Consider the following 12,229-nt stretch of genomic DNA (forward strand, 5'->3'; position numbering starts at 1 on the left):
TTTCCTTCATTTGCCCCTTGTCTTACTGTTCCTGGTGTTTGATTTCCTTCATTTGCCCCTTGTCTTACTGTTCCTGGTGTTTGATTTCCTTCATTTGCTTCATTTTCTTTTCCAGCTTCTTCCATTTCATCTTGAAGACTTGTTGTTCCCGATTCTTGCCCATTTGCTACCCCTAGATTTTCATTCCCTTCTTTTTTCATATCTTCTTGAATAGATGGCACACCACCATTCTTTTTACCTTCTTCCTTATTTAAGTTCCCTTTTTCTTTTTCTTTTTTTGCTAAATCATTACCATTTGCTTTTTTCTGATCCGCTTTTTTCATTTGATCTTGCAAGGACTCTTTATTTTCAGACTCATTCCCTTTTTTCAAACCGCTTATAAGCCCTGCCACGCCACCTGGTGCCATCGCTGCCGCACTTGCTGTTTTAGCTGCTGCAACACCCGTTCCTTCTGCTGCACCTTTCGCTCCTTTTCCAATCATATTTCCGAGACTCTTCATTGGTTTTGAATTTGCGAGACTGCCAATTCCTTTACCAAGTGCGAAACCACCTACTAACATGCCCCAACTGCTCTTTAATCCAATATCTATTCCAAATAACCTTTCTACGACTGCCGGACCATCTAGCACTGCCATACTAAATGCCGCTAATGCAATCAGATACGGTACACCATTTAGTTTGTCATGGAGGAATGCCGTACCCATTAGATATAGCTTCAAAGATAGGAATATCATAATCGTTGCTATAAATATATTGAGGATATTAGATAATACAGCTTTTAACTTTTGACCATTCGCAACATCGGCTGGTGCTAATATGTTCGCTAACAAATAGTTAAATGCCAATTCATAAAATAATCTAGCTAACTTAATACTTACTAACAACAAAGTTAATCCTGTTATCAGTAAAGTAAAGAATATATTCCAGAAATTCCAATGCCAGCGATAATACTTTTCTGGGAAGAAATCAAACCATCCATCTTTTAATTCAGCTAAAGATGCAACTCCCATCCCATCCATTACTCTTTTATTTTTTAAAATTTCCTGTCCATCATCTGATAACTTTTTATCCTTTGCAAATTCAAAATCTTTATCTATTTTTTCAGTAATATCTATCTGCCTGATGTTTTTTTCTGGAATATGATTCTTCGGATTCATGTCTTCTTTCTTTTTCCATTTATTCTCATCTATTACTGCAATATCCGTTATGTTCTTCTTAATAATTTCATCACTCAAAGAGCCTTTTTGTTCTGATTTTACAACCGCTATGGCGTCATCGGTGAACTTATCAACCTTTGTCATACCAGTACTTAATAAACAAAGTACACTCAGGGTTACAAAAATATTGATGATAATTTGAGAACGGTTCATTTGTTTATTCATAATAAACATGTAGCCAATATATAAAAACGATATGGCTAAAAGAACGACAAACAATGGATACAACATATCAACAAAATTTTGTATTTCCGGTGAATTAAAAAATCCTTTAATCCCTAGTATGGCATCTGTCACACCTTCTAAAGCATCTACAACTAAAGATAAACCTACAATTAGGAACCATCCTAGCCAACGTAATACATAATTCACGATGTCTCCTACTTGAAGATAATCCGAGAACGCTTCTATAGTTTTTAAAATCTCTTCATCTTTCACCATTTATCCTCCTCTCTTGTTTACTACTGGCCTAATACTTCCTTTGCTGTCCAATTCACCCTTTCATTCAGTCTATCAATACGAATAATCAATTTCCCTTTTTGTTCCCGATCTACTGAAAGGAAAAGAACCGCATCTTCTAGACCAAGAATGATCTCATTTTCTTCTGTCACAAATGGCGAGTAGCTATCTAAAATCAATTGCATTTTATCCGTTATTGTCGGTACACCCATTACCTCTTCCCCCTTTATATTTGGATTCAAAAAAGCACTCAATCATTTGAGTGCTTTCTAACTTGTTACTTGTTCTTTTTCTTCTAAATCACGCAAGATTCGATTAATCTTGTTTTCGACTGCTTGATAAACACTTTTGTCGATGTGGTCATTATGAGCTAACATTTGAAATTCACTGTAAAACTCGCCCATTTCTTGATTTTCAACTTCATCTATTGATTTACCTAATTGCGCTAAAAAGAACTTATCAACCAATTTCAAAACTGCTAGATCAGATTCGAAAAATTCATTAACCGTTTTTTCTTTCCAATTTTCAATGGAGAGGGAATTAAACGGGCTATCTTCCTGCTGAAACGCCTCTTCCGGAATCTCTTCATCAATTCCCATCATTGTTGGTTCTTCTACTGGCTGCGGTGTCTCTATTTGGGAAGAAGCTTCTTGTTCTTGTACTTGTTCTGGTTCTGATGTTTTTTTCTCAATTTGTTCTGCTTTTCTCTCTCCTAGAAAATCTACAATAAGTGATTTTGGATTTACATCATCATGTAGAGAATCAATATCTATATCTAAAATAGATTTATCTGTATCGAACTCTACTCCTAAGTACTCCCATCTGTATTTTAGGGCTGTTTCCCCCGTATTATAAATCGGGCGAGGTCTGATCCGTTTTCTGTTATTATCCTGACGTTTTATGACACGAATAACGGCACTTTCTCCTTCTTTAAAATTCATAAGTTCATTTGCTGTTAACAATGGTCGTTGATCTAGACCTTCCGTTTTATTTTTATCAGTAGAAAGACCTTTTCCACTTCGGGAAGGTAGGTTAATTGTCTGATTCCCTAGTTTTTTGGACACTTTTTCGGCGGTTTCTTGATCGTTAGTTAGAATATAGATGGTATTCCCACAGTTTCCATCAATCGTATCTGCATCCTCACCATACTTATTTTTCAATTGTGCATATGCCTGGATTACAAGGTTAAAGCGAACATTTCTACCAAGACAAACCGTGATAATATTTGCCATTCCTTCAATACTCGGCATATTTCCAAACTCATCTAGGCAAAAAATCACTTCACGGTGACATTTTCCTCCACGAGCGAGGGATGCACCCTTTGCTAATATAAAATAAAGCTGCCTTACAAAAATAGAAGCAATCACATGGTTCGAAGAATCAAAGTCTGGTGTAATCATAAAAATAGCAACTGGTTTATTGAAATAATCCACTTTTGTTATTTTCATATCTTCATGTTCTTCTACTACTTTAAATTCTGTATGACCCGTTTTTTCATCTATTTTTGTAATGGAAATAGATATTTTCGTTTGAGGATTTTCCTTTTCATTACATTGAATGGTGTCTCCAACTTGTATTACTTGCTTAAAATCTAATGCAAAACGCCCTGTAATATCTGCTTTGATAGACTCCTTTGAGCCATCCGGAAATATAATTTCTACTCGTTTTCTAGGTGCTACTTTTCCTTTTATCGTTTTTCCAAAACCGACACGTTTTAAATCCACACTATTTTTTGCGGTCATTTTAGCGATTTCATCAAATGTAAAAATAGAAAGTCCATTCATTGTTTGAGTGAAAATCCCACCTCGTGTCGTTCCTTTCGAGAAGTTTGAGGTTGCATATTGCATCTTCGCAACACTATCCGCTGGTAAACCTTCAAAGTACAAATCTAATGCATTTTGTGGATCAGCTTCCGGATCTACAATTACTTCTTTTGAACCAAGTTCTGATAACATATTTGCAACTGCATACATTGTGATTTTTTCTTCTGTACCCTCCGCAATACATTTATCTGTAACGGCTAATATCATGGCGTTACACAAGCTCATAGCGCACTGTTGCCAAAAAGGATCTTTTACAGTTGGGTTGTAATACAAAGTGTGTGAGAGCGTCTTACATAATGCCTGTGCCGTTGAATAATCCCCATCTTTATAAGCATCTTTGACAAGCTGCAATAAGTTATAACTCATAGAATCAAGTGGAGTTAATAAATTCAAAACTTCAATGTGATACCCTCGTTCTTCCAGCGTTTCTTTCGATGCACTGAACAATTCCCCCTTTGGATCGTTAAAAATTAAAGATGGCTTATGTTCCGCTCTAGAATAGACATCAATTGTAGGAAATACAAAGGTTTCCCCTTTACCAGAGCGTGTTGTACCAATGATTAAATTATTTACTGGACTATCATCAATAAATACCTTGTCACCTAATCGTGAAATAACAACACCACCGCCACCTTTAAATGATTCCTCTCGATCCGGTACAGCTCGATACTGCTTTTTCAGCTCTTCAACTGTTGTAAAACGACTAGATCCTTTCTCATGATTATTTAAGTTTTTAAAGGAAGATTTCAATTTGTACACTGTTCTTGCAATGGTTCCAATTACTACAAGGAAAACAAGCACGTAGTAAATTGGATGTTCTGCAATTGGCATCTGAAAAAGAAATCCTACCTCCATATGGAATGGTTTAGGATGTAATAAATCACTAAATGTTGTTTCTATCAGCTCTAAAGATAAGTTGAGTAAAAAATTAGCGATCAAAAACATTCCAACAAACAAAAAAGCACTCAATGGAATGAGTACTTCTTTTTCAGCTAATTTATATTTGATTGATATCTTTTCACTATACATATCAAAGTTTCACCTCTGTTCAATCCAGCTTCAAATTAAAAAGGTACTCTTTTTATGAGTACCTTTTTGCAATATCAGTTGTTTTTTCTTTATTTACTCGCTACCATCTTTTCATTTTGTTTCAGAACTGGCTTTTCTTGATTCGTTGTTTTCTCCGGTTCTGTTGGCTTTTCTGGTTCTGTTGGCTTCTCTGGATTTGTTGGTTTTTCCGGTTCTGTTGGCTTTTCTGGCTCTGTTGGTTTTTCCGGTTCTGCTGGCTTTTCTGGCTCTGTTGGTTTTTCCGGCTCTGTCGGTTTCTCTGGTTTTGTTGGTTTTTCTGGTTCTGTTGGCTTCTCTGGTTCTGTTGGTTTTTCCGGTTCTGTCGGTTTACCTGGATCTGTTGGTTTCTCTGGTTTTGTTGGCTTCTCTGGTTCTGTTGGTTTTTCCGGTTCTGTTGGCTTTTCTGGTTCTGTTGGTTTCTCTGGTTCTGTTGGTTTCTCTGGTTCTGTTGGCTTCTCTGGTTCTGTTGGTTTCTCTGGTTCTGTTGGTTTTTCTGGTTCTGTTGGTTTCTCTGGTTCTGTTGGTTTCTCTGGTTCTGTTGGCTTCTCTGGTTCTGTTGGTTTTTCCGGTTCTGTCGGTTTACCTGGTTCTGTTGGTTTTTCCGGCTCTGTCGGTTTACCTGGATCTGTTGGTTTTTCCGGCTCTGTCGGTTTCTCTGGATTTGTTGGTTTTTCCGGCTCTGTCGGCTTCTCTGGATTTGTTGGTTTTTCCGGCTCTATTGGTGGCTTTGGTTTTTCTGTCCCTGTATTTTCCGTATTACCATTCTCACCCTCCGTTATAATTGGTGGGTTCACAATTGTATCTGGTTTCTTCTCTGGTGGAAGAATATCACCTATACTCGCTACTGAAGAATCAATATTTTGATCACCGAATGCAAAATGATCTCCATTCACGGTGACTTGTGGCTTATTATCTGTAATAGCTGCAATCACATTGTCTTTTGTTGTATCTTGAATTGATTTATCTGCCATTTCTTTATCAAAGAGTGCTAGAACACGAGAAGTGGTATCATCTCCATTTTGAAGATTACTTACAATAGATTTTTCTTTAAAATTAATTTTTGATTTATCCAGCTCTTCGAGTACATAAGCAACTTCATTATCCTTACTTTGAATTGCATTCTCTGTAATTGCTTCAAAATCTTGTTTGTTCAGATCTTCTTTCTTTTCCTCCGGCTTATTCTTATCTACTTTTTTTGTAATAGCTGATTTACTTTTTGATGATTCCTTACTTCCAAACCAACTGCAACCTGTCGTACTTAATATCAATGAACCACCAAGAAAAACAATTCCCATTTTTTTGTACAGATTCTCATAATTTAAAGGCATGTTATTCTCTCCCCCTTAGATGTTCTGTAGATCTTTATCAATTTTTTCAATCTTAGCTTTCTTTTCTTCTTCACTTATCGTAGATTGTTGAATATCTCGTTTCTCTAATTCTTTGACCTCTTTCATTACATTTTTATTTCCTTGCGTTTTAGCAAAGGAATAACAATCTTCATATTTTTTTAGATTTACAAAAGCTTCAACAATAAGTTTTTCACGTCTACCGTCCATATTGACTTTACCCTTAAGCTTAATTACCTCCTCATATTTCTTATTAAGTGCTGCTTTTTCAAAGTCGATTACATCATTTTTGACATCAATTTCATTGATTTTATTCATGTTGTCTATCCCAATAAAATAAGCAACCACACTTTCTGCAAATTTCGGTTCATATTGTAAGGCCTTATTTGCCTTTCCATTTAATAAATAAGTAAATAGAACTGCCTTCTGACTATCTTTATCTAATTCTGTGTAATTGACCTTATCGAAGTATTTAACGGCTTCTCCATACTGCTGAATGGCTGCCTGTTGTAATCCTTTTACTACATATTGTTCCGAGCCAGCATTTGCACTCGAAACTGGTTCGGAAGAGAATAACTTAAAGGCAAATATGGCACCAGCTCCAATTAACACCACGCTTCCTATGACACTCGCAATAATCTTGAATCCTTTTCTATTTTCCTTTCCAGGCTTTACTAGTGTTTTTACTTCATCCGCTGGACTATAAGAGGGTTCTTCCTTCCTTTTTGATGATTCTTCTTGATATTCATATTCTTCATGAAAAGGAGAATCATTGATTTCTCTTTCTAATGTTTCTAACAGCTCCTTCTTTTGTTCCTCTTGTTCTGGATCTAATTGCATCACATTCATTTTTTTAGAAATGTGATCAAAAATGTGATCTGCATATCTCGAACCAAGTGATAACGTACCGTTATAAATTTCATTAGAATGACCATCTAACAAATCGAAATCAATATGTTCTTGCCGCCCTGCCTCTCTATAAACTCGTTCTAATCGCTTCGTTAAGATATAAGCTTCATGAAACGAATATTGCTTACCCAACTCAATTTCAGTTCCATTACTACTCTTAAAAATGACAAACATGGCTTCTCCTTTCTTCCATTTGATTTATATTTACTTTCATTTCGATTGATCTTAAAATGCATAGTACACAAAAGAACCTAATACAAGGAAGACAGCAAATAAAAACGCTAATGGTAAAAGGTCTCTTAACAATCTTCCTAAAAAATCAAAAGCTCGCTCAGTTGACACCATACACATGAAAATAAAATAACAAACAGTAAATGCTAACATAGTTATCAGTGTCACGATCAAGTAGAATCCTACTGGATTACTATAAAACTCTTTAAAGGACTGTACGATAAACCCCATAATCCAGCCTCCTTTTTGTCTCAAATTCAAATTCTAATAAAAAAAGGCAACAAAAAAAGCCATACCCTTTGCATAGCCTCTTCATTGCCTTAATTATATTTTTTCACTATTTCATCCAGAAAAACGGGGATAAGATTTGACCAAATTTCACATTGCTATTTACGCTCTCTGCTAAGTATTGGCATCCCATTACGATAACAAGTCCGGCTGCCCCACCAAGAAACCACCATATACATTTATGTCTTCCTCGCTCACCGCCCCAAATTAGTAGATAAGCGCCCCAGCAAAAGACATTCGCTGTACTAACCATTGCTCCTCTTTGCATCCATGCAATAAATGAATTCCCTGTATTAATTAGACCGTCCATCGCATCACCTAACACTAACATTTGAGATAATGTTTCCAACATTGACATATACATTCACTCCCTTTTCATTTTTAAGTGCTTATACGTTACTAAGCTGACTTGATTCATTCGCCTTGCTGTCTTCTTTTACTTCTGTTGATGTTGCTTTATAAGCTTGTAAAGCTTTCATTACTAAATCTTGATTTTCTTCAATGTATTTCTGATGATGTAAATGAAGCCAATGGTTATAATCCTGACCATTGGCTCTTAATAGGTTTGTTACCATATCTTTTTCTTTTTTTAATTCCCTCTGTGTAATCGCCACTATATCACCACCTTTCAATGATTATGTGATTACTTCTGATATTGCTCTTTGCAATTTTGAACAAAATAGGTAACTTCTTTTTCAAGTTCTAACTCTTTAAATGTGGAAAAATCAATATCTTTTTTCAATTTTCCTTTTTCATAATAAGCAAGAGAATCTCTTCTTTGTGATAATCCCCAATCATAAGGGTTGCTTGAACCTGGTACATCTTCACGCTTTTCATTCAATTCTTGTATCTGAACTTTTTCTTGCTGCGCTGCTTTTTTTATAATATGAAGCCAATTTTCTCTTTTCTTCTTAGTAGAATTTAGCATAACAAAACCTGTTCCATCATCACTCATGAACTTCTTCATTTCTAACGGACTAAGTTCCATTACTTCCCCTTTTCCCGAGCTAAAGACAAATGTTGAACCAATACCAATTGCAATTAACAGTCCAACAACAGCGGAAATGATCCACCCTTTACGACTCATGCATGTTCCCCCCTATGTCATATTTTAATAAGCGATTTTGAAGTGTGATGAGACACTTTTAAACTTCAACATCTGTCTTTATTTTATAACATTTAAAGGAAAGTGGGATGGAAAATGGAAATATCATTTATGGCTGGAATGACGAACCCTGTATTGGCATGCTTATAGAAACTAACCCCGACCTAGCTTCTATATGCCCAATATCGCACTACGTATTTTGGCATGAACGTAGAACCTTATGTATCTACTGTTGTGATGTTCCTCGCTTCTTCAGAATGTCAAAATGGGATATTCCTTACGAGTACTGACACAAACAGGTCTTTGATACACTGCATTTCCCAGTGGTCACAGATGAGTTTTACGATCTTACTCACCCAACGATAATCGTATACCAAATCCCTCTAGTGACCTTTCGAAGGGAGGCACGCATATATATTGTATATTTCACCTTTCTACATCATTACTGAAAGGAAGAGATACACAATATATATCTAAATTGTCAAAGAACAACTTACTTTGTGCTATGTTCTCAGCACACTTCAAAATCGCTTTTTTTATTTACATTTTTGTTTGACAGCTACTAATTCCGCATGTTTATTTTTTCGTTTAGCAATTAAGTTTTGATGTTCATCTCTAACCGAGCGCACTTGATAATAAATTTGAGCCACCTTTTCAATGCTTCCTGTGCTATTTTCAATTGCGATGGTGCCTTTCAGTTCGTATGTTTTTCCATCAAAAGTTTTAACACTATGAGCTTGTGATGCCGCAATATCATAAAATGTGAGTCTTTTTTCTTTTCCCATATGAACGCCTCCTATTTTTGATAAAGAAGGGAGAAAGTCGCTTCTCCCTTGTCTAGTTTTCTAGCCATCTAGATAGGATGAAATAGTGAACGAGTGCTTCATATCATGCTAGGATTGTTGTGTTATACGAGGTTATGATGCGTTGTGCTGCCTCTTTTCCGTATATGTGTTGTAATGCGGATTGAGATTCAACTACGATTGAATGCTGAATGTGGTATGTTGCGCTTTCTTTCAAAAACTGCTCCATATGAGGAATCGGGTACAAATCATATTGATGAAATACCAGGTGAATTGGTCTTATATTCTTGCATTCTGTTAGATACTGAAGAAATTTAGATAATGCTTCTCCTCTCTCTTGATACGTACTTATTTCCGTTTCTACACTGATGTACACAACGGATTTTTGTTTTAGATCCATTTGTAGCGTTTCATAACCAGTTAATAAATCATGTTTGATGATGCGATACCCTTGTTCTCGTTTTTCATGATTTGTATCTTCATAAAAGATGCCTTTTGGATCAAAAATAAAAATAAAATCATTGGTTGTTTCCTGCACATCTTCTATGACCGATTTGTAAGCTCCAAAACGAGCTTTTATGATACCTGCAACCTTTTCTCCTTCATTCAGTTCTTTCAACACTCTAATCACCTTTGTATACTTCTTAGCTACGCCTAACATGTATTGCACTCCTTTCTATTTCATTTCCCTCTTCTGACTACTACTGAAACCCAAAATACTCTTTTTGTTCCCCTTGCTTTTCACGTTGATGTTTTTCAAGAATGTATAGCAAAGTGATAGTTAACGCATCCCTTGTTTCTTTTGAATAAAGACCTAGCTCATGGAAGATATGATAAGCTGGATGCTCATTCTCGAGCGAATCCACTACTTCTACCAAGTTCGCTTCGCTCTCATAGATTTTTTCCATGAACTGAATAACTTTCTTCACATCTAGGTAGTATAAGTTTTTATGCCGTTGATCCAAATATAAAATACTTCCTACTAATAATTTCGTAGCGGACTCTATCCAATAATCATGTTGTTTTAATGGTTTAATTACAGTTTGAGCGATTGAAATTGCTTGCATCAATTCTTCAGACAACCAAGCACTCTTGCGCCGCATAACGCCTTCCCCAGGTTTCCCTAAATTTTTCATTTTACCGACGTAGATTTCTGACATTTCATTCCATCTCCCTCTCGGTTTCTTATATCTTGCTCCCTATCCAAAGAACAACTGTCCAAATGGGAATTACGAATATACATGCATTTCGACATCCAATAATAGCAAAGCCTAACGGATTTTCATCAATTTCGCTAAAATGAGCTTCATATTCTTTCATACTAAGATTGAGCTTTCTTACGGTTTCTTACTGCAAATACGGCTCCTATTAAGCCAAGTACGACACATGCAAGACCAATCCATTTTATGTATGGATTTTCGGCTTTACCGCCTGTTGTCGGAAGATACGTTTCAATTTTCTTTGGCGTTTGTTCTAGTTGTGGTTTCATAACAATCTGTTGTGATTTCTCTATTTGTGGAATGACAGGTTTTCCGATTACTTGTGGTTGGTCGGTACCTGTGGTTACGGTGCTTCTATTTACTCCGTTTTTTGTGGATGTGGTGTAGGCGGTGTCGATTCCTTCTAATTCTTCACTGTATGTTTATTGAATTCCGAAATTATATTTTAAAAAATAATTATAAAATTGTACCTTTTATAGATTGTTCATTTACAATATAAATGTATAATTATTTTTCGTGAAAATGATTCATTTCAACTTTGCTCGATAATATGTTGCCAAAAAAAGCTTTTCGACTGGTTCTCCCAAAAAATCCGATATACTTTTTGCCCGACTAGAAATTAAACCCTTTCTACCCGACTCAATATCATACAAAGTACTTACTGGAATTTTAGAACCTTTTGAAACCTCATTAATTGTATAACCCTTTGATTCACGAAATTCTCTTAAAATCGTCAAGTGTCTCACCCCCTATATACAGTTTATTAGTCTTTGAGCCTAAAGTCAACACCTTAAGTTCTCATTTTATACACTTTTGGTGTTGATGTCTTTTTTAGAAATCTTATGTTACTATGCAAAATTATAAAATTGGAGTGATAAATAAAATGACAATCGATAAAAATATTGTGGGGAAAAATATAAAAAAATTAAGGGCTATAAAAGGAGTAAGTCGGAAAGAAATGGCTGAAGATTTAAATACTACATATAGAACTGTATCTAGTTGGGAAACTGGAGAAAAAACACCACGCTTAAATAAATTAGAAGAAATTGCTACTTATTTAAATGTCAGTGTGTCTTCTTTATTAAAAAAAGAAATTCCGGATGAAGACCTCTTAAAAAGTATTAAAGGTGAAGATCCAGTTGAGCGTTTAGCCAGATTACTCTATGAACGATACATGAGTGTACCAGATAAACATAAACCCCGTATTGAAGAGGAATTGTTAAAATATGCTAGTCAATTAAAAGCGCAAGTTGAACAAGAGGAATAGGTAATCTCCTATTCCTCTTGTTCATAGCTCGCACATAACTCCAAAATTTCACTAAAAGTTTGTAAATCAATTGTTTTCACAATCTCTAATAATTCATTTACGCTTAATCCCATTCTTCCCATTGTTGCCCCTCCCTTTTTTGCTTTTATATTGTGAAAAACAACACAATTTTTTCACAATTCCCCGTCTAAGGATTTATAAAACAGTTTATAAAATCACAAAAGACACCGTTCAAAACGATGTCTTTTGTAAAAATATATATTTTAAATAAAATACAGAAAAATTATCCACCACCACCGGGATCGACCATCATTCTATATACCATATACTGATTCCCAGAACTTTTAGCTTTTTGGGAGTACTGTTGTGTTTCCATTTTACCTAGTGAACTATTCACTAAGGTTAATAACAGTATAGCGGCTACTATTGATACATATAACTTTTTCACCATTTTTTCACCATCCCTTGACAACTAAATTATATTTTCTGCATA

Annotated in this window: 14 protein-coding genes and 1 pseudogene; 1 reads left to right on the forward strand and 14 read right to left on the reverse strand. The window is 35.4% G+C overall.

The window, feature by feature from the left end:
- The 14 genes and pseudogenes from ACQGSG_RS21685 to ACQGSG_RS21750 form a co-directional block, all read right to left on the reverse strand.
- Nucleotides 1-1,655: pLS20_p028 family conjugation system transmembrane protein (locus ACQGSG_RS21685; RefSeq protein ID WP_426947981.1), on the reverse strand; the 1,655-nt coding region annotated here is incomplete at its 3' end.
- Between the two features lie 23 nt (nucleotides 1,656-1,678).
- Nucleotides 1,679-1,888, reverse strand: a complete 210-nt coding sequence (locus ACQGSG_RS21690) for a hypothetical protein (RefSeq protein WP_048567227.1) — start codon at nucleotides 1,886-1,888, stop codon at nucleotides 1,679-1,681.
- 57 nt (nucleotides 1,889-1,945) lie between these two features.
- Nucleotides 1,946-4,528, reverse strand: a complete 2,583-nt coding sequence (locus ACQGSG_RS21695) for a VirD4-like conjugal transfer protein, CD1115 family (RefSeq protein ID WP_426947984.1) — start codon at nucleotides 4,526-4,528, stop codon at nucleotides 1,946-1,948.
- Nucleotides 4,529-4,617: 89 nt separating this feature from the next.
- A complete protein-coding gene (locus tag ACQGSG_RS21700; protein WP_426947985.1) occupies nucleotides 4,618-5,895 on the reverse strand; it encodes a hypothetical protein in 1,278 nt (425 codons plus the stop codon).
- A gap of 15 nt (nucleotides 5,896-5,910) precedes the next feature.
- A complete protein-coding gene (locus ACQGSG_RS21705; RefSeq protein ID WP_426947986.1) occupies nucleotides 5,911-6,996 on the reverse strand; it encodes a hypothetical protein in 1,086 nt (361 codons plus the stop codon).
- A 51-nt stretch (nucleotides 6,997-7,047) separates the two neighbouring features.
- On the reverse strand, nucleotides 7,048-7,284 hold the full coding sequence (locus tag ACQGSG_RS21710) for a hypothetical protein (RefSeq protein ID WP_097854448.1): 237 nt from the start codon (nucleotides 7,282-7,284) through the stop codon (nucleotides 7,048-7,050).
- A 106-nt stretch (nucleotides 7,285-7,390) separates the two neighbouring features.
- Nucleotides 7,391-7,699 (reverse strand): hypothetical protein, encoded by a 309-nt coding sequence (locus tag ACQGSG_RS21715; RefSeq protein WP_426947988.1) that lies wholly within the window; start codon nucleotides 7,697-7,699, stop codon nucleotides 7,391-7,393.
- A gap of 31 nt (nucleotides 7,700-7,730) precedes the next feature.
- Nucleotides 7,731-7,955, reverse strand: coding sequence for a hypothetical protein (locus ACQGSG_RS21720; RefSeq protein ID WP_426947989.1), 225 nt, complete (start codon nucleotides 7,953-7,955; stop codon nucleotides 7,731-7,733).
- A gap of 29 nt (nucleotides 7,956-7,984) precedes the next feature.
- Nucleotides 7,985-8,428 carry a hypothetical protein gene (locus ACQGSG_RS21725; protein ID WP_426947991.1) on the reverse strand — a complete coding sequence of 148 codons (444 nt, stop codon included), beginning with the start codon at nucleotides 8,426-8,428 and terminating at the stop codon, nucleotides 7,985-7,987.
- A gap of 554 nt (nucleotides 8,429-8,982) precedes the next feature.
- Nucleotides 8,983-9,231, reverse strand: a complete 249-nt coding sequence (locus tag ACQGSG_RS21730) for a hypothetical protein (RefSeq protein WP_000514061.1) — start codon at nucleotides 9,229-9,231, stop codon at nucleotides 8,983-8,985.
- A 103-nt stretch (nucleotides 9,232-9,334) separates the two neighbouring features.
- Nucleotides 9,335-9,910 carry a hypothetical protein gene (locus ACQGSG_RS21735; RefSeq protein ID WP_426947993.1) on the reverse strand — a complete coding sequence of 192 codons (576 nt, stop codon included), beginning with the start codon at nucleotides 9,908-9,910 and terminating at the stop codon, nucleotides 9,335-9,337.
- 40 nt (nucleotides 9,911-9,950) lie between these two features.
- Complete coding sequence (locus ACQGSG_RS21740; protein WP_426947994.1) at nucleotides 9,951-10,409, reverse strand: TRAG family protein; 459 nt, start codon at nucleotides 10,407-10,409, stop codon at nucleotides 9,951-9,953.
- Between the two features lie 161 nt (nucleotides 10,410-10,570).
- Nucleotides 10,571-10,893: pseudogene (locus ACQGSG_RS21745) on the reverse strand (LPXTG cell wall anchor domain-containing protein); the annotation flags it as partial.
- Between the two features lie 103 nt (nucleotides 10,894-10,996).
- The gene (locus tag ACQGSG_RS21750) at nucleotides 10,997-11,206 is read right to left on the reverse strand and encodes a helix-turn-helix domain-containing protein (protein WP_071714091.1); all 210 of its coding nucleotides are present in this window, start codon (nucleotides 11,204-11,206) and stop codon (nucleotides 10,997-10,999) included.
- 146 nt (nucleotides 11,207-11,352) lie between these two features.
- Between ACQGSG_RS21750 and ACQGSG_RS21755 the strand changes: the two genes are divergently transcribed.
- Nucleotides 11,353-11,736 carry a helix-turn-helix domain-containing protein gene (locus ACQGSG_RS21755; protein ID WP_000151002.1) on the forward strand — a complete coding sequence of 128 codons (384 nt, stop codon included), beginning with the start codon at nucleotides 11,353-11,355 and terminating at the stop codon, nucleotides 11,734-11,736.
- Nucleotides 11,737-12,229 lie beyond the last annotated feature (493 nt).

This window comes from Bacillus sp. GMa5/1, assembly GCF_050172015.1.
GTDB classification, from domain to species: domain Bacteria; phylum Bacillota; class Bacilli; order Bacillales; family Bacillaceae_G; genus Bacillus_A; species Bacillus_A cereus.

Coding starts and splice junctions, on each gene's coding strand:
- ACQGSG_RS21755 (WP_000151002.1), top strand. CDS start 11,353: ATGACAATCGATAAAAATATTGTGGGGAAAAATATAAAAAAATTAAGG.
- ACQGSG_RS21730 (WP_000514061.1), bottom strand. CDS start 9,231: ATGGGAAAAGAAAAAAGACTCACATTTTATGATATTGCGGCATCACAA.
- ACQGSG_RS21735 (WP_426947993.1), bottom strand. CDS start 9,910: ATGTTAGGCGTAGCTAAGAAGTATACAAAGGTGATTAGAGTGTTGAAA.
- ACQGSG_RS21740 (WP_426947994.1), bottom strand. CDS start 10,409: ATGTCAGAAATCTACGTCGGTAAAATGAAAAATTTAGGGAAACCTGGG.
- ACQGSG_RS21690 (WP_048567227.1), bottom strand. CDS start 1,888: ATGGGTGTACCGACAATAACGGATAAAATGCAATTGATTTTAGATAGC.
- ACQGSG_RS21710 (WP_097854448.1), bottom strand. CDS start 7,284: ATGGGGTTTATCGTACAGTCCTTTAAAGAGTTTTATAGTAATCCAGTA.
- ACQGSG_RS21695 (WP_426947984.1), bottom strand. CDS start 4,528: ATGTATAGTGAAAAGATATCAATCAAATATAAATTAGCTGAAAAAGAA.
- ACQGSG_RS21705 (WP_426947986.1), bottom strand. CDS start 6,996: ATGTTTGTCATTTTTAAGAGTAGTAATGGAACTGAAATTGAGTTGGGT.
- ACQGSG_RS21715 (WP_426947988.1), bottom strand. CDS start 7,699: ATGTCAATGTTGGAAACATTATCTCAAATGTTAGTGTTAGGTGATGCG.
- ACQGSG_RS21725 (WP_426947991.1), bottom strand. CDS start 8,428: ATGAGTCGTAAAGGGTGGATCATTTCCGCTGTTGTTGGACTGTTAATT.
- ACQGSG_RS21700 (WP_426947985.1), bottom strand. CDS start 5,895: ATGCCTTTAAATTATGAGAATCTGTACAAAAAAATGGGAATTGTTTTT.